Origin of the sequence: Klebsiella oxytoca (assembly GCF_009707385.1) — a bacterium.
GTDB classification, from domain to species: Bacteria; Pseudomonadota; Gammaproteobacteria; order Enterobacterales; family Enterobacteriaceae; genus Klebsiella; species Klebsiella oxytoca_C.
On sequence record NZ_CP046115.1, the window covers coordinates 3,326,170 to 3,345,634 of the forward strand.

18 protein-coding genes are annotated in these 19,465 nt (G+C 54.8%); 7 read left to right on the forward strand and 11 right to left on the reverse strand.

The annotated features are described in order from the left end of the window. Positions 1 to 73 precede the first annotated feature (73 nt). On the forward strand, positions 74 to 1,807 hold the full coding sequence (locus GJ746_RS15475) for a potassium/proton antiporter (RefSeq protein WP_154680993.1): 1,734 nt from the start codon (positions 74 to 76) through the stop codon (positions 1,805 to 1,807). Positions 1,808 to 1,822: 15 nt separating this feature from the next. On the opposite strand, the gene dadX is transcribed toward GJ746_RS15475, so the two are convergent. Both dadX and GJ746_RS15485 read right to left on the reverse strand, forming a co-directional pair. Further along, positions 1,823 to 2,893 (reverse strand): catabolic alanine racemase DadX, encoded by a 1,071-nt coding sequence (gene dadX, locus GJ746_RS15480; protein ID WP_154680994.1) that lies wholly within the window; start codon positions 2,891 to 2,893, stop codon positions 1,823 to 1,825. A 12-nt stretch (positions 2,894 to 2,905) separates the two neighbouring features. Beyond that, a complete protein-coding gene (locus tag GJ746_RS15485) occupies positions 2,906 to 4,204 on the reverse strand; it encodes a D-amino acid dehydrogenase (RefSeq protein WP_154680995.1) in 1,299 nt (432 codons plus the stop codon). 321 nt (positions 4,205 to 4,525) lie between these two features. Between GJ746_RS15485 and GJ746_RS15490 the strand changes: the two genes are divergently transcribed. Beyond that, a complete protein-coding gene (locus GJ746_RS15490) occupies positions 4,526 to 6,058 on the forward strand; it encodes a SpoVR family protein (protein ID WP_004138526.1) in 1,533 nt (510 codons plus the stop codon). Positions 6,059 to 6,116: 58 nt separating this feature from the next. Here the strand turns inward: GJ746_RS15490 and fadR are convergent, their stop codons facing one another. Continuing rightward, positions 6,117 to 6,836 carry a fatty acid metabolism transcriptional regulator FadR gene (fadR, locus tag GJ746_RS15495; protein ID WP_154680996.1) on the reverse strand — a complete coding sequence of 240 codons (720 nt, stop codon included), beginning with the start codon at positions 6,834 to 6,836 and terminating at the stop codon, positions 6,117 to 6,119. Positions 6,837 to 7,081: 245 nt separating this feature from the next. Between fadR and nhaB the strand changes: the two genes are divergently transcribed. Next, the gene (nhaB, locus tag GJ746_RS15500; RefSeq protein WP_154682741.1) at positions 7,082 to 8,635 is read left to right on the forward strand and encodes a sodium/proton antiporter NhaB; all 1,554 of its coding nucleotides are present in this window, start codon (positions 7,082 to 7,084) and stop codon (positions 8,633 to 8,635) included. A 129-nt stretch (positions 8,636 to 8,764) separates the two neighbouring features. Then, the gene (gene dsbB / locus GJ746_RS15505) at positions 8,765 to 9,295 is read left to right on the forward strand and encodes a disulfide bond formation protein DsbB (RefSeq protein ID WP_154680997.1); all 531 of its coding nucleotides are present in this window, start codon (positions 8,765 to 8,767) and stop codon (positions 9,293 to 9,295) included. Between the two features lie 166 nt (positions 9,296 to 9,461). On the opposite strand, the gene GJ746_RS15510 is transcribed toward dsbB, so the two are convergent. The 3 genes from GJ746_RS15510 to GJ746_RS15520 form a co-directional block, all read right to left on the reverse strand. Next, positions 9,462 to 9,908, reverse strand: a complete 447-nt coding sequence (locus GJ746_RS15510; RefSeq protein WP_154680998.1) for a YcgN family cysteine cluster protein — start codon at positions 9,906 to 9,908, stop codon at positions 9,462 to 9,464. A 94-nt stretch (positions 9,909 to 10,002) separates the two neighbouring features. Further along, a complete protein-coding gene (locus GJ746_RS15515; protein WP_154680999.1) occupies positions 10,003 to 10,662 on the reverse strand; it encodes a fumarylacetoacetate hydrolase family protein in 660 nt (219 codons plus the stop codon). 17 nt (positions 10,663 to 10,679) lie between these two features. Then, entirely contained in the window at positions 10,680 to 10,961 is a 282-nt protein-coding gene (locus tag GJ746_RS15520; protein ID WP_004121968.1) for a YcgL domain-containing protein, read from the reverse strand. Positions 10,962 to 11,087: 126 nt separating this feature from the next. Here GJ746_RS15520 and minC point away from each other — a divergent pair, with 126 nt between their 5' ends. From minC to minE, 3 genes are read left to right on the forward strand one after another with little or no spacing between them, the layout of a single operon-like run. Continuing rightward, a complete protein-coding gene (gene minC / locus GJ746_RS15525) occupies positions 11,088 to 11,786 on the forward strand; it encodes a septum site-determining protein MinC (protein WP_154682742.1) in 699 nt (232 codons plus the stop codon). A gap of 23 nt (positions 11,787 to 11,809) precedes the next feature. After that, entirely contained in the window at positions 11,810 to 12,622 is an 813-nt protein-coding gene (gene minD / locus GJ746_RS15530; RefSeq protein ID WP_154681000.1) for a septum site-determining protein MinD, read from the forward strand. 3 nt (positions 12,623 to 12,625) lie between these two features. Then, on the forward strand, positions 12,626 to 12,895 hold the full coding sequence (gene minE / locus GJ746_RS15535; protein ID WP_002910902.1) for a cell division topological specificity factor MinE: 270 nt from the start codon (positions 12,626 to 12,628) through the stop codon (positions 12,893 to 12,895). Between the two features lie 67 nt (positions 12,896 to 12,962). Here the strand turns inward: minE and rnd are convergent, their stop codons facing one another. The 5 genes from rnd to GJ746_RS15560 form a co-directional block, all read right to left on the reverse strand. After that, complete coding sequence (gene rnd, locus GJ746_RS15540; RefSeq protein WP_195908868.1) at positions 12,963 to 14,078, reverse strand: ribonuclease D; 1,116 nt, start codon at positions 14,076 to 14,078, stop codon at positions 12,963 to 12,965. 81 nt (positions 14,079 to 14,159) lie between these two features. Then, positions 14,160 to 15,845 (reverse strand): long-chain-fatty-acid--CoA ligase FadD, encoded by a 1,686-nt coding sequence (fadD, locus tag GJ746_RS15545; RefSeq protein ID WP_154682743.1) that lies wholly within the window; start codon positions 15,843 to 15,845, stop codon positions 14,160 to 14,162. 208 nt (positions 15,846 to 16,053) lie between these two features. Next, complete coding sequence (locus GJ746_RS15550) at positions 16,054 to 16,635, reverse strand: Slp family lipoprotein (protein WP_154681002.1); 582 nt, start codon at positions 16,633 to 16,635, stop codon at positions 16,054 to 16,056. 43 nt (positions 16,636 to 16,678) lie between these two features. Then, on the reverse strand, positions 16,679 to 17,374 hold the full coding sequence (gene tsaB, locus GJ746_RS15555; RefSeq protein ID WP_154681003.1) for a tRNA (adenosine(37)-N6)-threonylcarbamoyltransferase complex dimerization subunit type 1 TsaB: 696 nt from the start codon (positions 17,372 to 17,374) through the stop codon (positions 16,679 to 16,681). A 67-nt stretch (positions 17,375 to 17,441) separates the two neighbouring features. Continuing rightward, positions 17,442 to 19,352 carry an ATP-dependent DNA helicase gene (locus GJ746_RS15560; protein WP_154681004.1) on the reverse strand — a complete coding sequence of 637 codons (1,911 nt, stop codon included), beginning with the start codon at positions 19,350 to 19,352 and terminating at the stop codon, positions 17,442 to 17,444. Positions 19,353 to 19,465 lie beyond the last annotated feature (113 nt).

Sequence of the window (19,465 nt, forward strand, 5' to 3'; positions counted from 1 at the left end):
CCTGAACGGCGTCAGATTGTTAAAATGGTGTAGTTTTTCATTTATCTTCACGCCGGTAAGGAGTACGTCAACATTGGACGCCGCTGCGGTCATCAGTCTGTTTATCCTGGGTTCTGTTTTAGTAACCTGTAGCATCTTATTAAGTTCCTTTTCCTCACGCCTCGGTATCCCGATTCTGGTTATCTTCTTAGCCATCGGGATGCTGGCGGGCATTGACGGCATCGGCGGCATTCCGTTTGACAACTACCCTTTCGCCTATATGGTGAGCAACCTGGCGCTGGCGGTCATCCTCCTTGACGGCGGAATGCGCACCCAGGCCAGCTCCTTTCGCGTAGCGCTGTGGCCCGCGCTGTCGCTCGCTACGGTCGGAGTCTTGATCACCTCGGCGCTGACCGGAATGATGGCGGCCTGGCTGTTTCATCTCGACCTGATTGAAGGGATGCTGATCGGCGCTATCGTCGGTTCGACCGATGCGGCGGCGGTGTTTTCCCTGCTTGGCGGCAAAGGGCTGAACGAACGCGTCGGCTCGACGCTGGAAATTGAATCCGGCAGTAATGACCCGATGGCGGTGTTCCTGACCATTACCCTCATCGAGATGATTCAGCAGCATGAAACCGGACTAAGCTGGATGTTCGCGGTGCATATCGTGCAGCAGTTCGGTCTGGGGATCGCTATTGGCCTCGGCGGCGGCTATCTTCTGCTGCAGATGATTAACCGCATTGTGCTGCCTGCCGGGCTTTATCCTCTGCTGGCGCTGAGCGGCGGGATTATGATTTTTGCCGCCACCACTTCTCTGGACGGCAGCGGCATCCTCGCGGTCTATCTGTGCGGTTTCCTGCTCGGTAATAAGCCAATTCGCAACCGCCACGGCATTCTGCAAAACTTCGATGGCCTGGCGTGGCTGGCGCAGATCGCCATGTTCCTGGTGCTCGGTCTGCTGGTGACGCCATCCGACCTGTGGCCTATCGCCATCCCGGCGCTACTTCTGTCGATGTGGATGATCTTTATCGCCCGACCGCTGTCGGTGTTTGCCGGCCTGTTGCCATTTCGCGGCTTTAACCTGCGCGAGCGGGTATTTATCAGCTGGGTTGGCCTGCGCGGGGCAGTACCGATTATTCTCGCCGTCTTTCCGATGATGGCGGGGCTGGAAAATGCGCGCTTGTTCTTTAATGTGGCCTTCTTCGTGGTTCTGGTGTCGCTACTCTTACAGGGGACATCGCTCTCATGGGCGGCGAAGAAAGCTAAAGTTGTGGTACCGCCGATCGCGTCGCCGATTTCTCGCGTAGGGATGGATATCCACCCGGAAAATCAGTGGGAGCAGTTCGTTTATCAGCTCAGCGCTGAGAAATGGTGCGTCGGCGCAGCGCTGCGCGACCTGCATATGCCGCCGGAAACGCGTATTGCCGCGCTGTTCCGCGACAACGTGCTGCTGCACCCAACCGGCAGCACCCGACTGCTGGAAGGCGATATTCTCTGCGTTATCGGTCACGAACGCGATTTGCCCGCGCTGGGTAAACTGTTCAGCCAGTCGCCGCCGGTTGCGCTCGACCAGCGCTTCTTCGGCGATTTTATCCTTGATGCTAACGCGAAGTTTGCCGACGTCGCGCAGATTTACGGTATCGATGGAGGTGAAGAGTTTCGCGATCGCCAGCAATCGCTCGGCGACGTCGTTCAGCAGCTGTTAGGCGCCGTTCCGGTTGTTGGCGACCAGGTGGAATTTGCCGGTATGGTGTGGACGGTAGCGGAAAAAGAAGAAGACCATGTACTGAGGGTTGGCGTGCGCATGGCGGAAGATGAGGCGGAGTAACCGCCTCATTAAAAGTTACACTGTCACGACCGGTACGCGCGGCGCGAGAGCGCACATTAACTCATAGCCGACGGTGCCGCAGGATGCTGCGACATCGTCAATTTTAATTTCTTTGCCCCACAGCTCGACCGGCGCGCCAATCCCCGCCTGCGGACAGGGGGTTAAATCCACCGCCAGCATATCCATTGAGATACGTCCAACCGTCGCGGTGCGCACCCCGTCAACCAGCACCGGCGTACCGCTCGGCGCTAACCGGGGATAGCCATCGGCATAGCCGCAGGCAACGATGCCGATGCGTCGCTCCTCCGCCGCGCGCCAGGTAGCCCCGTATCCTACGGCTTCACCGGCTTTCAGATTCTGCACGGCAATAATTTCGCTGCTTAGCGTCATGACCGGCTTTAGTCCGCTGTTGGCCACATCCTGCCACAGGCCGGAAGGCGAAGCGCCATAGAGCACGATCCCCGGTCTCACCCAGTTAAAATGCGACTCCGGATGCCATAAGGTTGCCGCCGAGTTCGCCAGCGAGCGCGGACAGTCCAGACCTTCTGCCGCCTGCTCAATGCGCCGCATCGGCTCGACTATTCCCTCAGGATTTTCCGCTTCGGCAAAATGCGACATCAACGTCATTTCACTGACGTTGTTTAGCGCCCGCAGCTGCTGCCAGACGATTTGCAGACGATCCGGCATAAACCCGAGCCGGTTCATCCCGCTATTCACCTTGACGTAAATGTCGAGCGGCGCGTGCAGCTTCGCCTGCTGAAGGGCCTTTATTTGCCAGTTGCTGTGCACGCTGGTGGTCAAGCGGTATTTATCAAACAGCGCCAGCTCGTCAGCATGAAAAAAGCCTTCCAGCATCAGTATCGGCCCCTTCCAGCCCAGTTCCCGCAGCAGGATCGCCTCTTCAAGGTTCAGCATGGCGAAGCCGTCCGCGGCGCTCAGCGCATTCCAGACTCTCGCCAGGCCGTGGCCATAAGCATTGGCCTTGACCACCGCCCACAGCCGCGCTCCGGGAGCCGCACGGCGTACAATTTGTTGGTTTTGTCGCAAGGCCGACATATCAATGCTGGCCTTTACAGGACGGGACATGAAAGCTCCTTGTTAGTTGTGAACGCCATGCAGATGCTGAGCGCGGGCCGGAGTGAACCCGCGGCTATAGCGGGCGACGGCAAGATCGTCATACGGAATTGCCGGCGTGCGCCCGGAAATGAGGTCGCTAATCAGTTGTCCTGAACCGCAGGCCATCGTCCATCCCAGCGTGCCGTGTCCGGTATTCAACCACAGGTTTTTATACCCCGTACGCCCCACCACCGGCGTCCCATCCGGCGTCATCGGACGCAGCCCGGTCCAGAAGGTAGCCTGTTCAACGTGACCGCCGCGCGGGAACAGGTCGCGCACCACCATTTCCAGCGTTTCACGCCGCGGCTGCAGCAGCTCTTTATTAAAACCGACGATTTCCGCCATACCGCCCACGCGAATACGGTTATCAAACCGGGTGATGGCGATTTTGTAAGTTTCATCAAGAATAGTCGAAACCGGCGCGCCGTCTTCTTCGGCGATCGGAATCGTCAGCGAATAGCCTTTTAATGGATAAACCGGAATATCCACCAGCCCTTTCAGCATGGCCGTCGAATATGAACCGAATGCCATAACGTAAGCGTCAGCTTTAATAATTTCTGCGCCGCACTTCACGCCGGAGATCAGCTCCCCTTCATAGAGCAATTCATCTACGGGAGTATTGAAACGGAAGGTCACGCCCGCCTGTTCCGCCATCGCGGCCAGACGGGTGGTGAAAAGCTGGCAGTCGCCGGTTTCATCATTGGGTAAACGTAAACCACCGGTCAGCTTATGACTCACTTCGGCCAGAGCCGGTTCAACTTCCAGCAAACGATTCGCCTCCAGCAGCTGGTAAGGCACACCCGCCTCGCGCAGCACGGCAATATCGCGGGTGGCGTTTTCGAACTGTTTATCCGTCCGGAAAAGCTGAAGGGTACCGCCCTGCCGGCCTTCATACTGGATACCGGTACTCTCTCGCAGCGCCTTCAGGCAGTCGCGGCTATATTCGGCCAGCCGCACCATTCGTCCTTTATTTTCCATATAGTGGCGTGTATCGCAGTTGCGCAGCATCTGCCACATCCATTTTAGCTGGAAGCGAGTGCCATCAAGACCGATAGCCAGCGGCGCGTGTTTCTGGAACATCCACTTAATCGCTTTCAGCGGTACGCCCGGCGCCGCCCACGGCGCGGCATAGCCGGGGGAGATCTGCCCGGCGTTAGCGGCGCTGGTCTCTTCTGCTGGCCCCGGCTGACGGTCGATAACCGTCACCTCGTGTCCTGCCTGGCTTAAATACCAGGCGCTTGCAACCCCTACCACCCCACTTCCCAGTATGACGACGCGCATAGCGGCTCCGTAATAGTTAAAGAACAATCATCTGATTACAAATTGATAACCCAGATGAAAATATTATTCAACATACGCTTTATTTATGGTGACTTATCTCACAGGATTCTGCGCCACATCAGGTGTTATCGATTTAAAATCTCCTGCTACACTTCATTTTTCTACAGAATAAAATTCTGTTTATCTCTCAATATATCGCCTTTCAGCTTGTGAAATCGCGAAGAAAAGAAAATGTTGATGGACGCAGTTTGCGACGCCGTGTTCTATGCTTGTTTAGAGGTTTTCCGTACAGAGAAAACCATCAACAACGAGGGCGCGCTAATGGCTACGATTGATTCCATGAACAAGGACACAACCCGTTTAAGCGATGGACCCGACTGGACTTTTGAGCTGCTGGAGACCTATCTGGCAGAAGTCGACCGGGTGGCGAAACTGTACCGTCTTGACACCTACCCGCACCAAATCGAAGTCATTACTTCCGAACAGATGATGGATGCCTATTCCAGCGTCGGGATGCCAATTAACTATCCGCACTGGTCGTTTGGTAAAAAATTCATTGAGACCGAACAGGCCTATAAGCATGGTCAACAGGGGCTGGCCTATGAAATCGTGATTAACTCGAACCCCTGTATCGCTTATTTAATGGAAGAGAACACGATTACCATGCAGGCGCTGGTGATGGCGCATGCCTGCTATGGGCACAACTCGTTTTTCAAAAATAACTATCTCTTCCGCAGCTGGACCGATGCCAGCTCAATCATTGACTATCTGATTTTCGCGCGTAAATACATCACCGAATGTGAAGAGCGCTACGGCGTTGATGAAGTTGAGAAGCTGCTCGACTCCTGTCACGCCTTAATGAACTACGGCGTCGATCGCTATAAACGTCCGCAGAAAATCTCGCTGCAGGAGGAGAAAGCGCGGCAAAAAAGTCGTGAAGAGTATCTGCAAAGTCAGGTGAATATGCTGTGGCGTACGCTGCCGAAGCGCGAAGAGGAAAAAACCATTGAAGCGGCCCGCCGCTATCCCTCGGAGCCACAGGAGAACCTGCTCTACTTTATGGAAAAAAACGCGCCGCTGCTGGAGCCATGGCAGCGTGAGATCCTGCGCATCGTACGCAAGGTCAGCCAGTATTTTTATCCGCAGAAGCAGACTCAGGTAATGAATGAAGGCTGGGCTACCTTCTGGCACTACACCATCCTTAACCATCTTTATGATGAAGGAAAAGTAACGGAACGCTTTATGCTGGAGTTTCTGCATAGCCATACTAATGTGGTGTTCCAGCCGCCCTATAACAGCCAGTGGTACAGCGGCATCAATCCCTATGCGCTGGGGTTCGCCATGTTCCAGGATATCAAACGCATCTGTCAATCGCCGACGGAAGAGGACAGATACTGGTTCCCGGATATCGCCGGTTCAGACTGGCTCGAAACGCTGCACTTCGCGATGCGCGATTTCAAGGATGAAAGCTTTATCAGCCAATTCCTGTCGCCAAAAATCATGCGCGATTTTCGCTTCTTCACCGTGCTGGATGACGATCACAATAACTATCTGGAAATATCCGCTATTCATAATGAAGAAGGATATCGTGAGATTCGCTCAAAGCTTTCGGCCCAGTACAATCTGAGCAATCTCGAACCCAATATCCAGGTCTGGAATGTCGATCTGCGCGGCGACCGTTCACTCACCCTGCGCTATGTACCGCATAACCGGGTACCGCTGGATAAAGGCCGCCGTGAGGTGCTTAAGCACGTCCATCGCCTGTGGGGGTTTGACGTTCTTCTGGAGCAGCAAAACGCCGACGGTAGCGTAGAGTTGCTGGAGCGCACTCCGCCGCGGCCAAATCCGCTCTAGCGGATAAAAAGCAAAACGCCCGGTCATAGCACCGGGCGTTTTTTATTCACTTCTGGGTTTAGCGCATATTAATCGCTAAATCACCCGGCAGATTCTTCTGCATACGGTGCCAAATCTCACCGCTGTCATGGCCGTAGCGGCGCACGATATCATAGACCTGCTCATGCAGACCCTCTTCACATACTTTAGCCAGCTGATGATAGAAGCCAAGCGCCAGACTACGCGCTTCCGGATTGGCAAAATAGTGACGGCCGATGCGGGTATATAACCCTTTCATGCCGTTGAGGATGAGACCGTAAACAGGATTACCTGAAGCAAAAGCTAAACCACGGAAAATGTTATAATCCAGTTCGGCAAAAGCATCGGCGTGATCTTCAATTTCACGCGCGCTCGCCAGAACCTCCTGCGCCTTATCGGGATGCTGACGAAAAGCGGTGCGGATAAAAATAGTTGAGATATTAGTACGCACGGACAGCAGGTTATCAATCAGCTGCGGTACGCTGTCATGGTCGAGACGCGCCAGAGTTTCAAGAATATTCAGACCTGAAGTTTCCCAGAAATTATTCACCTTCGTGGGTTTACCATGCTGAATCGTTAACCAGCCATCGCGAGCCAGGCGCTGCAACACTTCACGTAAGGTTGTACGGGTTACACCAATCAGTTCAGAAAGTTCACGTTCAGCGGGAAGAATTGAACCAGGAGGAAAACGGTTATTCCAGATACTTTCAATGATGTACTCTTCAGCGAAACCCGCAGGGCTTTGCGCCTTAATGACCATAATAAGATTTCCATTACACAGCGTTGCTATTGTACTCATCATACCAGAGCGGTCATAAGGCAGATAGCGCCATGAAGTAATTAAAAAGGGATCGCCGTTTCATTTTCTGCTTTTCACTTCACACTTTCTTTTGCCGAAGAACGTGATGCGAAGAAAGTTGCGTCCCTTTTTGCGCAACTGGTAATCTTGCATGCAGGTACGTATAAAATCCCGTTTCAAAACTTGACGGAGAAAGGATGTCTGTCGTGGAAATGTCTTATGGTCGTGCGCTATGGCGCAATTTTCTTGGCCAGTCTCCGGACTGGTACAAGCTCACACTCATCGTTTTCTTAATCGTTAATCCGTTAGTATTTTATCTGCATCCGTTTATTGCCGGCTGGCTGTTGGTTGCCGAGTTTATCTTCACTCTGGCGATGGCGCTCAAATGCTACCCGCTCCTGCCGGGCGGCCTGCTGGCGATTGAAGCCGTCTTTATCGGTATGACCACGCCCGGGCATATCCGGGAAGAAGTGGCCAGTAATCTCGAAGTCCTCCTGCTGCTGATGTTCATGGTGGCCGGGATCTACTTCATGAAGCAGCTGCTGTTGTTCATATTTACCCGTTTGCTGTTGGGCATTCGCAGCAAGATGCTCCTGTCGCTGGCGTTTTGCGTCGCCTCCGCCTTCCTCTCGGCCTTTCTCGACGCCCTGACCGTCGTCGCAGTGGTAATTAGCGTCGCCGTTGGCTTTTATGGCATTTATCACAAGGTTGCGTCAGCGCGGCCGGACGATGACGATATGCTCGACGATAGCCATATCGATCAGCACTATCGCGATGTGCTGGAGCAGTTTCGCGGGTTCTTACGTAGCCTGATGATGCATGCCGGCGTTGGCACCGCCCTCGGAGGCGTCATGACCATGGTCGGTGAACCGCAGAATCTGATCATTGCCAAAGCGGTTGGCTGGCATTTTGGCGAGTTCTTCCTGCGGATGCTCCCTGTCACCTTACCGGTGCTCTCCTGCGGCCTGATAACCTGCCTGCTGCTGGAGAAATTCCGCCTGTTCGGCTACGGCGAACCGCTGCCGCCTACCGTGCGCAAAGTGCTGGAGGATTTTGACCAGCGCAGCCGCCAGAGCCGTAGCCGTCAGGATCGCCTGCGTCTTATTGCCCAGGGGATTATCGGCGTATGGTTAATTATTGCGCTGGCGCTACACCTTGCTGAAGTCGGCCTGATTGGCCTGTCTGTAATCATTCTGGCGACCACCTTCTCCGGCATCACCGATGAGCACGCCATTGGCAAGGCGTTTACCGAAGCTCTGCCGTTTACCGCGCTGCTGACGGTCTTCTTTGCCATCGTGGCGGTGATTATCGATCAGCACCTGTTCGCCCCGGTCATTGATTTTGTTCTACAGGCATCGCCGCACGCTCAGCTCTCGCTGTTTTATCTGTTTAACGGCCTGCTGTCGTCGATATCAGATAACGTTTTCGTCGGCACCGTCTACATCAACGAAGTGAAAGCCGCGCTCGAACAGGGCACCATCAGTTTGCCGCAGTTTGAGCTGCTGGCGGTAGCGATTAATACCGGCACTAACCTGCCATCCGTCGCCACGCCGAACGGTCAGGCAGCCTTCCTGTTTCTGCTGACTTCCGCGTTGGCCCCGCTGATTCGCCTTTCCTATGGGCGAATGGTGTGGATGGCGTTGCCCTATACTATCGTCCTGACTCTGGTGGGTCTGGCATGCGTTGAGTTTACCTTGATGCCGGCGACTCAGTGGATGCTGGATCATGGCTGGCTGGTTACGCCGCAGCTGCTCAAATAAAATCCCCCTTGCCCGGAGCGAAAATCCGGGCATCCCTGTTCCTTTACGCAATATTTTCAGACTAGCTGCTGGCGTCGCTTCGGTTTTCGTTTACACTGCCATGATTTAGCATGTTCCAGGGAAATGATTATGTTGCGATATTTAAACCAGTGCTCACGGGGACGCGGTGCCTGGCTCCTGATGGCGCTAACCGCCTTCATTCTTGAATTAGTGGCTTTGTGGTTCCAGCACGTGATGTTGCTGCAACCGTGCGTAATGTGTATTTACGAGCGCTGTGCGCTGTTTGGCATTATGGGGGCGGGTATTGTTGGCGCCATTGCGCCTAAATCGCCGCTGCGCTACGTAGCCATTATGATTTGGCTCTACAGCGCCTTACGCGGTCTGCAGCTGGCATGGGAGCACACCATGATCCAGCTGCATCCATCCCCTTTCCAGACCTGCGATTTTGCCGCTCGTTTCCCGACGTGGCTGCCGCTGGATAAATGGCTGCCTCAGGTTTTCGTTGCTAGCGGGGACTGCTCGGTACGCCAGTGGGAATTCCTGACGCTGGAGATGCCGCAGTGGCTGGTCGGGATCTTTGCAGCCTATCTGGTGGTCGGTGTGCTGGTTCTTATCGCGCAGCCGTTTAAACCTAAAAAACGCGATCTCTTCGGCCGCTAAGACCAATTGCTGGTAAAAGCGCTCCTCCGGGAGCGTTTTTTTTGCCCGTAAGCTAGCGTTGATGACATGAAGTTATCGAGCAAAACGGCGATGCGCAGTTCAATATCAACTTTTGGGTCGCAGATGAGGCCGGCCTGTTCCATGCGAAGAAAAGTGATTACGCGCCTTACTGCGCCCAGTCTGGCTTATTTAAAATATGATCCTGCCAGTCAACGACGGTGGACTCTTTCACCGCAATATGACGAATGGAAATACGCTCACCATGCATTGCCACCTTCGAGCCGGTTAACAGCGGATGCCAGTGCGGCAAAGGCTTACCTTCCGCCAGCAGACGATAGGCGCAGGTCGGCGGCAGCCATTCAAACGTCGGCAAATTGTCGCGCGTTAACTTAATGCAGTCCGGCTCATATTCGAAGCGGCGCTCATAGTTACGGCACTGGCAGGTCTTAATATTGAGCTGACGGCAGGCGACGTTGGTGAAATAGATTTCATCGGTATCTTCATCCATCAGCTTATGCAGGCAGCACTGTCCGCAGCCATCGCAAAGTGATTCCCACTCCGCATCGCTCATTTCGTCCAGCGTTTTTTGTTGCCAGAAAGGTTGTTCGCTCATTGGGATGTCCGTCATTGCAATTCAGGGTGCACCTTATAACCAGTCTGGCACGCCGATGCAAGTTTTGCCGCCCGGCGAAGGCGGCAAGCGGGCGTTACAGCACGCGGGTGGTTAGCGAGAATCCGTTGAAACCGACTTCCAGTTCGTCGCCGCTGCTTAACGGCCCCACGCCTTCCGGGGTACCGGTCAGCACCACATCACCGGCCTTCAGGGTGAAGAAGCGCGACATATAGGCGATAAGCGGGACGATTTTATGAATCATGTCGGCCGTCGAGCCCTGCTGACGGACATCGCCGTTCACCTTCAGGCTCAGCGTCGTATTCTGCGCGTCGCCCTGAAACTCGGCGGCGGGAATAAATCCAGAAATCGGACAGGAATTGTCAAAGCCTTTCGCCTTTTCCCAGGGCTGACCGGCCTTTTTCATTTTACCCTGCAGATCGCGCAGAGTCAGATCCAGCGCCACGCCATAGCCGGCGATGGCTTTGAGCACATGTTCTTCAGTTGCCTGACGCAGCGTACCGCCAATCAGCACCGCCAGCTCCACTTCATGATGCACCGACCCCAGCCCTTCAGGAAGCACCAACGGCTGGCGGATATCGCATAGCGCCGTCTCTGGTTTAATAAACAGCACCGGCTCTTCCGGCGTCGCGCTGCCCATCTCCAGAATGTGCTTTGCATAGTTACTGCCCACACAAACTACCTTGCTTACCGGATAATCCAGTAGCGCCCCCTGCCAGTTATGATGTTGGTACATTATTTTCCCTCTGTGGGTTAATCAGATTTATTCCCCTGTTCCGCCAGGTGTTTCTTGAGTAAGTTTTCAGACGGTGGAGGAAGTTGAAGGTAATAGCCCTGATCGGTCAGCGCCTGTTTCACTTTATCCAAATCGGCATGAATGAGTTTTTTTCGTCCATCGAGCGGCAAAATCATTGCCAATTTAGGCGTACCGAAGCTATACATTAATTCGTCGGGAACGCGGGAGAAATCGTCCTTTTTTTCGACATATAAATAGGTTTGCTCACGTTTAGTACTTCGATAGATCACACAAAACATAGTTTTACTCGGAATTAGACCTGTGGTCACTTGCCTCAATATATGAGTGACTATAACATGCCTTTTAGTCTTCGGAATATCGCCGCACTTCAGCGGGTGATAAACAGCAAATTGAGTAAGGCCAGGATGTCAAATACGCCAATCGAACTTAAGGGCAGTAGCTTCACCTTATCTGTGGTTCATTTGCACGATGCAAATCCCGAGGTTATTCGTCAGGCGTTAGAAGACAAAATCGCCCAGGCTCCCGCCTTTTTACGTCATGCTCCCGTGGTAGTAAATATCAGCAGCATTGAAGATAACGTCGACTGGCGCCCTCTTCATGAAGCGATTGCCGCCACCGGCCTGCGTATTATGGCCGTAAGCGGATGTAAACTTCCTCGGCTGAAAACCGAAATTGACCGCGCCGGGATCCCTTTATTAACCGAAGGGAAAGAAAAAGTGGCTCGTCAGGCCGCGCCTGAACCCGTCACCCCACCGCCAGCTGTTAATCAGATCACAAAAACGCGTTTGATTGATCAGCCTGTACGTTCCGGTCAGCGTATTTATGCGCCACACTGTGATCTAATTGTTACAAACCATGTGAGTGCCGGGGCTGAACTTATCGCCGATGGTAATATCCATGTATATGGCATGCTGCGGGGTCGTGCGCTGGCGGGCGCTGGCGGTGACAGAGACGCCCAAATATTTTGTACTAACCTCTCGGCGGAACTGCTTTCCATCGCGGGGGAATACTGGCTGAGTGATAACATTCCGGCCGAATTTTATGGCAAAGCGGCCCGTCTGCGTTTAGACGACAGCGCTTTGACGATTCAATCGTTGAATTAATCCCTTTTTAACAAGGAATTTCTATGGCACGCATTATTGTTGTGACTTCGGGTAAAGGAGGCGTTGGCAAGACCACCTCCAGCGCGGCCATCGCTACTGGTTTGGCCCAGAAGGGAAAGAAAACGGTCGTTATCGACTTCGACATCGGCCTGCGTAACCTTGACCTGATCATGGGCTGTGAACGCCGGGTCGTATATGATTTCGTCAACGTCATCCAGGGCGATGCTACGTTGAACCAGGCGCTTATCAAAGACAAGCGCACCGAGAACCTCTACATCCTTCCGGCCTCCCAGACGCGTGACAAAGACGCCCTGACCCGCGAAGGCGTAGACAAAGTTCTTGAAGAACTGAAGAAGATGGATTTTGATTTTATCGTCTGTGATTCCCCTGCAGGCATCGAAACCGGTGCGCTGATGGCGCTGTATTTCGCTGATGAAGCCATCATCACCACTAACCCGGAAGTCTCCTCCGTTCGCGACTCCGACCGTATCCTCGGCATTCTTGCCTCCAAATCCCGCCGTGCGGAAAAAGGCGAAGATCCGATCAAAGAGCATCTGCTGCTGACGCGCTATAACCCAGGCCGCGTAAACAAAGGCGACATGCTGAGCATGGAAGACGTGCTGGAAATTCTGCGCATCAATCTGGTGGGCGTGATTCCGGAAGATCAGTCCGTGCTGCGCGCGTCTAACCAGGGCGAACCGGTTATTCTGGATGACGCCTCTGATGCGGGTAAAGCCTATGCCGATACTGTTGAACGTCTGCTCGGAGAAGAACGTCCTTTCCGCTTCGTAGAAGAAGAGAAGAAAGGTTTCCTCAAACGCCTGTTCGGAGGATAAATTATGGCATTACTCGACTTTTTTCTCTCGCGGAAAAAGAACACGGCCAACATTGCGAAAGAGCGCCTGCAAATCATCGTTGCGGAGCGCCGTCGCGGCGACGCAGAACCGCACTATCTACCGCAGCTGCGTAAAGACATTCTCGAAGTGATTTGCAAGTACGTGCAAATCGACCCGGAAATGGTCAGCGTACAGCTTGAGCAGAGAGACGGTGATATTTCGATTCTGGAGCTGAACGTGACCCTGCCGGAAACTGAAGAGTCGAAATCCTGAGCCTGAAGGTATAAAAAAACCGGCGACGCTATGCGAAGCCGGTTTTTTTTACTTTGCAAACCAAACGTTAGCGCGGGTATTCGCTTAAGAGCGCATTCAGGCGATCGGCCATCAATTCACCGCGCCAGCCGGAAACCAGCTCGGGCTGCCCGTTGCCGTTTTTAAGTCCCCAGTGCCAGTTCAGCAGCTGGTTAATCTGTCTTCTGGATGCCAGCAGCTCCGCGCTGACGCCTTTCTCGGCGCTCACCGCCTGCACAAGCGCTTTAATCTCCTTAAACAGCTTGCGGTAGCCCGGCATGTCGATCAGGTTCTGCAGCGGCCCTGGAAGCGCTTCTTCCGGTAGCGCTTGCGCTTTCTCAACAAGACTTAATAGCGTCTTGCCGTGGAAGCGAATTTCGCTGCCTGAGAGACCCAGGCTATCAAGTTCACCCAGACTACCAGGCATATAGCGCGCCACGTTCCATAAGTGTTCTTCGCGGATGACAAAATTGACCGCCAGGTCGCGCTCGCGCGCTTTACGCAGACGCCAGTCCGCCAGCAGCTGCAGACAGCCCAGCTGACGCGTACGCAGCTGCCAGGCATTGCCGATATCTCGCCACGCCTGCGCCGGATCCTGAACTTCCTGACGACGCTGCTGCATCAGCTGACATTCATCCAGCGCAGCGGAGAGCCAGCCGGCGCTCTCGGTTTCAGCCATCAGTTTTCCGGCAATCGGCAGCAGATACCACACATCGGCAGCGGCATAAATACACTGGCGTTCGGTCAACGGGCGCGCCAGCCAGTCGGTACGCGACTCGCTCTTGTCCAGCGCCACGCCGGTATACTCTTCAACCATCGACGCAAATCCCCATGACATCGGGCGACCGCAAAAAGCGGCCAGAATTTGCGTATCGATCAGCGGCTGCGGCATCAAATGAAAGGCATTAAGGAATACTTCCAGATCTTCACTGCCGGCGTGCAGAAATTTGGTCACATCTTTATTCAACAGCAGCTCGCGCATCGGCTCCCAGTCGGTGATGACCAGTGGGTCAATCAAAGAGACCTGGTTGCCGTCAAACAGCTGAAGCAGGCCAAGCTGCGGATAGTAGGTGCGGGTACGGACAAACTCTGTATCCAGCGCGATGGCGGAAACCGCGCCTGCCGCTTCACAGATAGCGCGAAGGCCATCGTCGGTGGTGATCATCTGATAGTTCAAATCATACTCTCTTAACTTGCGCCCATAAAAAACGCCGGCTTAACCGGCGTCTGGCGATTAACTCTTAACTCAGGCTTTATTGTCTACTTTAGCGCGGGCTTCGTCACGCAGTTCTCGACGTAAAATTTTCCCGACGTTGGATTTCGGCAGTTCGTCACGAAACTCAACCAGCTTAGGTACCTTGTAGCCGGTGAGCTGGCGACGGCAGAAGGTGATCAGCATCTCATCAGTTAACGCTGGATCTTTTTTGACCACGAAAATTTTCACCGCTTCCCCGCTGCTTCCGGACGGCACGCCTACTGCCGCAACCTCCTGAACGCCGGAGTGCTGCATCACCACGTCTTCAATTTCATTTGGATAGACGTTGAAGCCCGAGACAAGAATCATATCTTTTTTGCGATCGACAATACGCAGGAAGCCTTCTTCATCCATCACCGCGATATCGCCGGTGTGCAGCCAGCCGTTTTTGATAATTTCGGCGGTCGCATCAGGACGCTGCCAGTATCCCAGCATCACCTGCGGCCCTTTAATGCACAGTTCGCCCGGTTCTCCCGGCGCGACTTCATTATCATCGTCATCCACCAGCTTCGCTTCGGTGGACGGTACCGGCAGGCCAATACTGCCGCTGTGATAGTCAATATCGTGCGGGTTGACGCTCACCAGCGGAGCGCACTCCGTCAGGCCATAGCCCTCAAGGAGATACTGTCCGGTCAGCTTAACCCAGCGCTCCGCAACCACCTGCTGCACCGGCATTCCGCCGCCTGCGGAGAGGTGCAGGGAGGAGAAATCAAGCTGCTGAAACTCTTTGTTGTTGAGCAGCGCGTTAAACAAGGTATTCACCCCGGTCATCGCGGTGAAAGGATATTTCGCCAGCTCTTTCACCAGGCCCGGAATGTCGCGCGGATTGGTAATCAGCAGGTTCTGCCCGCCCAGCTCAATAAACAGCAGACAGTTCATGGTCAGCGCAAAGATGTGGTACAGCGGTAACGCGGTAACGACCAGCTCTTTCCCGCGGTGGAGCAGCGGCCCGTAGGTGCCGTTAACCTGCTCAAGGTTCGCCAGCATATTACGGTGCGTGAGCATCGCCCCTTTCGCTACCCCAGTTGTCCCGCCGGTATATTGCAAAAAGGCCAGATCCTGAGGAACAATTTCCGGCTTGATATACTGCATGCGATAGCCGTGATGCAGCGCGCTGCGAAACGAGATAGCGTCAGGCAGGTGGTATTTTGGCACCAGTCGTTTGATGTACTTGACCACAAAGTTAACCAGCGTGCCTTTCGCCGTAGAAAGCTGATCGCCCATACGGGTTAAAATCACGTGCTTAACCTGGGTTTTATCAACCACTTTTTCCAGGGTATGCGCGAAGTTGGAGACAATCACAATGGCGGTAGCGCCGCTGTCGTTCAACTGATGCTCCAGTTCTCGTGGGGTATACAGCGGATTGACGTTCACCACGATCATACCCGCGCGCAGGATACCAAACAGCGCCACCGGATATTGCAGCAGGTTAGGCATCATCAGGGCGACGCGGTCGCCTTTTTGCAGGCCTAAGCCTTCCTGAAGATAAGCGGCGAACGCCCGGCTGCGCTCCTCCAGCTTACGATAGGTCATCACCTCACCCATGTTGATAAATGCCGGTTGATCGGCATAGCGGGTAGTGGCGTGTTCAAACAGTTCAACCAGGGATTGATAGCGGTCAGGGTTTATCTCCGCAGGCACATCCGCGGGATAACGATTTAGCCAAACCTTTTTCACTGCATCACCTCTGAAATAGTTATTCGTCGTCATCACAGCCCCTGATCAACAAACATTTTATTAACATTATATTAACTCAGCGTACCAGTTTATTAATTAGGCGTTGTACAGGTTGCGAAGCACGTCACTATTTATTTTTCTTATTTCACTGAAAACGAAGAAACAGCGGACAGGCCGCTGTTTCTTTTTGCTTATAAAACCCGCAAAATCATTCAGTTACAACGTTTCTGACTTCTGCCGGGCCCGGGTTATACCAGCCCCAGCCGCCGTGGCCATAGACCCACGGACGCGGCCCGAACATCCACGGGTCGATCGGCTGCGGCGGCATGACCACCTGCTGCACGACGTTCCAGCGCTTATAGCCGGTAACATTCATCAGCATGAATTGATACGCCGTGTTACCAACTTTACCGTCAACGACGCCGACAATCGGGCCAACCACCGTAACCAGCTGTCCGCGAAAATCCACCGGGTCGATAAATCCGTTAACATCGGCAAAAATACGCCCGCGCGACGGCTCGCCAAGCCCCGGACGCGCTGCCTCATCGAGCTGTACGGTGGCAATTTCCAGCCGGGTTTTACCCTGCTGATTCAGCACGTTGACCACCTTGCCGCCAAAACGCGCTTCCTGACCGACATACAGCTGCGGCGCGTTCATCACGCGGACTAAATCCTGCTGCGGCGTCGGGGTGGTGCCTTTAATGGCATCCGGAACCGAAACGCACCCGCTCAGCGCAGCGACGCATGCAGCCGCGACCACCCAACGCACTACCGTTTTTTGACCCGTCATGACGCGACTCCTTCCTTTTTCTCAGACTTATAGTTACTGAGATTCACTCGAGGCCAGGAAGTTTCTTCCATGCCACTTCGTTACGTAAATAAACTGGTTCCGCGTGTTCGACGGCGACGGTTTTCCCTGCCGTAAACAGATGGCACGCCAGCGGCAGCATATCCTGCGCTTCAGGAAGTTCGATTTCTCCCGCGGTGAGCGTTAAACCACAGCCGCTCGCCATATCCGGCCACGCCTGCCAGCCGGTGCCAACGGTGGCCCACTCGCCTTCGAGCTGCTGCAGACGCTCGCGAACCGCTTCCGGCTTGAGAACCGCTTCGCTCTCTTCGCCGTGCCAGACGCCCTGCTCATCGCGCTGGTACTCCGCCCAGTAAACTTCACCCATTCTGGCGTCAATGGCCGCCAGAATGCGGGTCGCTCCGGTTTTCCGCCAGGCGCCCTGCGCCATGGTTGCCAGCGTGGAGACGCCGATCATCGGCAGCTCGGCCCCCAGCGCCAGCCCCTGCGCAATCCCGATACCAATGCGCACGCCGGTAAAGCTGCCCGGCCCGCGGCCAAAGGCCAGCGCATCCAGCTCGGTTAATCGCGTGCCGCTTTCATTGAGGACCTCCTGCACCAGGGGCAGGATACGTTGAGTATGTTCACGGGGGCAGATTTCAAAATGAGCACTAAGGGTGCCATCATTCCACAGCGCCGCGGAGCAGGCCTCCGTGGCGGTATCGATAGCCAAAATTTGCATGGGTTGTCGCGCTCTCGCTCTAGCAGATTGACAAAATGGCGCGCAGCTTAGCACATTTTGCGCCGGATTACCTCGCCGGCGGCACCGCAAGAAAACGCACCGCACGGCGGATATCGCGCGTTCGCGGCGCGGGAGGAAGGCTGGCGAGAAATACCGCCCCATAGGGACGCATCACCAGACGGTTGTCGCAGATAACCAGTACTCCGCGATCGTCGATATCGCGAATCAGCCGCCCCACGCCCTGTTTAAGAGTAATCACCGCATCCGGTAGCTGCACCTCATCAAAAGGGTCGCCGCCGCGCAGACGGCAGTCTTCCATGCGCGCCTTGAGTAACGGATCGTCCGGCGAGGTGAACGGCAATTTGTCGATAATCACCAGCGAAAGCGCATCACCGCGCACGTCTACCCCTTCCCAGAAGCTGTTGGTCGCCACCAGCAGCGCATTCCCGGCGCTGACGAACTGCTGTAAAAGCTGGCCTTTACTGGTCTCCCCCTGCAGCAGTACCGGCAGGGTCATGGTGGCGCGGAACTGCTCCGCCAGATCGCGCATCATGGCGTGGGAGGTGCAAAGCATAAAGCAGCGCCCGTCGTTAGCCTCAATCAACGGCTTGAGCATTGCCGCCAAATGCCGCGCCGCGCCGGGCTGGTTGGGTAAAGGTAAATTGCGCGGCACGCACAGCAGCGCCTGGTGGGCGTAATCAAAGGGGCTGGGCAGCAGCAGCGTTTGCGCGTCGCTAATCCCCAAACGATCGGTGAAATGGTGCAAGTCGTCATTGACCGATAGCGTCGCCGAGGTAAAGATCCAGCTCCCGGATTTTTGCGCCATCACCTCTTTAAACTTATCCGCCACCGTCAGCGGGGTTAGCGCCAGGGTAAAGTTGCGGGAGGTACACTCATACCAGTAGCTAAAGCCCGGCTGGTTGGTCTCTTTCAGGCGCTTCAGACGTCCGCGGTAAATGGTGGCCCGCTCAAAGGCGGCATCCAGCAGCGCTGAGCGTCCCAGCGACAGCTTTGCCACGTCGTAACAGAGCTCAAGAGCATCATCAAGCAGCAGGAGCGCGCGCTGGATGTTGTTATCCGCAAGAAGCTCGCGCAGATTGCCGCGATAGCCCGGCTCTCCCAGCTGCAGGCGAAAATCCTGCGCGCTCTGGGCCAGTCGATCGGCGCACTTCTGCAGCTGCTGAGTGTCTTTAAGCTCGGTGCGATAAGCAATAGTGATATCTTTTGCCAGGTCCAGCAGCTGACGGCTGGAGAGCGATTGCCCGAAATACTGGCTGGCGATGTCCGGCAGCTGATGCGCTTCATCGAAAATCATCACTTCCGCTTCCGGAATCAGCTCGGCAAAGCCGCTCTCTTTGACCACCATATCGGCGAGAAACAGATGATGGTTGACCACCACCACGTCGGCATCCATCGCCTTTTTCCGCGCCTTAACCACAAAACAGTCTTTATATAACGGGCAGTCGCTGCCGAGGCAGTTATCGTTGGTGCTGGTGACCAGCGGCCAGGCCTGGGAATCTTCGGCTACGCTGGCGCAGGTGCTGATATCGCCATCGACGGTTTGGTTAGACCATGAGCGCAGCAGAATAACATCGCTGAGGGTTTGCACCGGCAGATCGCCCCCGGCAAGCGCCTGCTGCTCCAGACGCTCAAGACACAGGTAGTTCGAACGCCCTTTCAACAGGGCCAGCTTGCCGCTGAACTTCAACGCTTTGGCGACGGTAGGCAAATCCCGACTGTAGAGCTGATCCTGTAACGCTTTCGAGCCGGTGGAGATAATGACTTTTTTATTTGCGCGCAGCGCCGGCGCAAGGTAAGCGTAGGTTTTCCCGGTTCCGGTGCCCGCCTCAACCACCAGCGGACGGGTTTCTTTAATCGCGCTGGTGACGGCGAAAGCCATCTGGCGCTGCGGCTCGCGTGGTTTAAATCCCGCAATCGCGCTGGCCAGCTGGCCGTCTGCTGCAAAATCGTCGATCACATTACCCCCTGGTTATTTGGACAGTGATTATGTCAGGGTGGAGTCGTTTTCGCCAGTGCAGGTAGTGACGCAGGTGAAACATTATGGCAGTCTTGCCGCAGCTTGATGAACCG

Coding starts and splice junctions, on each gene's coding strand:
- GJ746_RS15550 (WP_154681002.1), bottom strand. CDS start 16,635: ATGACGGGTCAAAAAACGGTAGTGCGTTGGGTGGTCGCGGCTGCATGC.
- rnd (WP_195908868.1), bottom strand. CDS start 14,078: ATGATCACCACCGACGATGGCCTTCGCGCTATCTGTGAAGCGGCAGGC.
- minE (WP_002910902.1), top strand. CDS start 12,626: ATGGCATTACTCGACTTTTTTCTCTCGCGGAAAAAGAACACGGCCAAC.
- GJ746_RS15515 (WP_154680999.1), bottom strand. CDS start 10,662: ATGTACCAACATCATAACTGGCAGGGGGCGCTACTGGATTATCCGGTA.
- minC (WP_154682742.1), top strand. CDS start 11,088: ATGTCAAATACGCCAATCGAACTTAAGGGCAGTAGCTTCACCTTATCT.
- GJ746_RS15510 (WP_154680998.1), bottom strand. CDS start 9,908: ATGAGCGAACAACCTTTCTGGCAACAAAAAACGCTGGACGAAATGAGC.
- fadR (WP_154680996.1), bottom strand. CDS start 6,836: ATGGTCATTAAGGCGCAAAGCCCTGCGGGTTTCGCTGAAGAGTACATC.
- GJ746_RS15490 (WP_004138526.1), top strand. CDS start 4,526: ATGGCTACGATTGATTCCATGAACAAGGACACAACCCGTTTAAGCGAT.
- dadX (WP_154680994.1), bottom strand. CDS start 2,893: ATGTCCCGTCCTGTAAAGGCCAGCATTGATATGTCGGCCTTGCGACAA.
- tsaB (WP_154681003.1), bottom strand. CDS start 17,374: ATGCAAATTTTGGCTATCGATACCGCCACGGAGGCCTGCTCCGCGGCG.
- GJ746_RS15520 (WP_004121968.1), bottom strand. CDS start 10,961: ATGTTTTGTGTGATCTATCGAAGTACTAAACGTGAGCAAACCTATTTA.
- GJ746_RS15485 (WP_154680995.1), bottom strand. CDS start 4,204: ATGCGCGTCGTCATACTGGGAAGTGGGGTGGTAGGGGTTGCAAGCGCC.
- minD (WP_154681000.1), top strand. CDS start 11,810: ATGGCACGCATTATTGTTGTGACTTCGGGTAAAGGAGGCGTTGGCAAG.
- dsbB (WP_154680997.1), top strand. CDS start 8,765: ATGTTGCGATATTTAAACCAGTGCTCACGGGGACGCGGTGCCTGGCTC.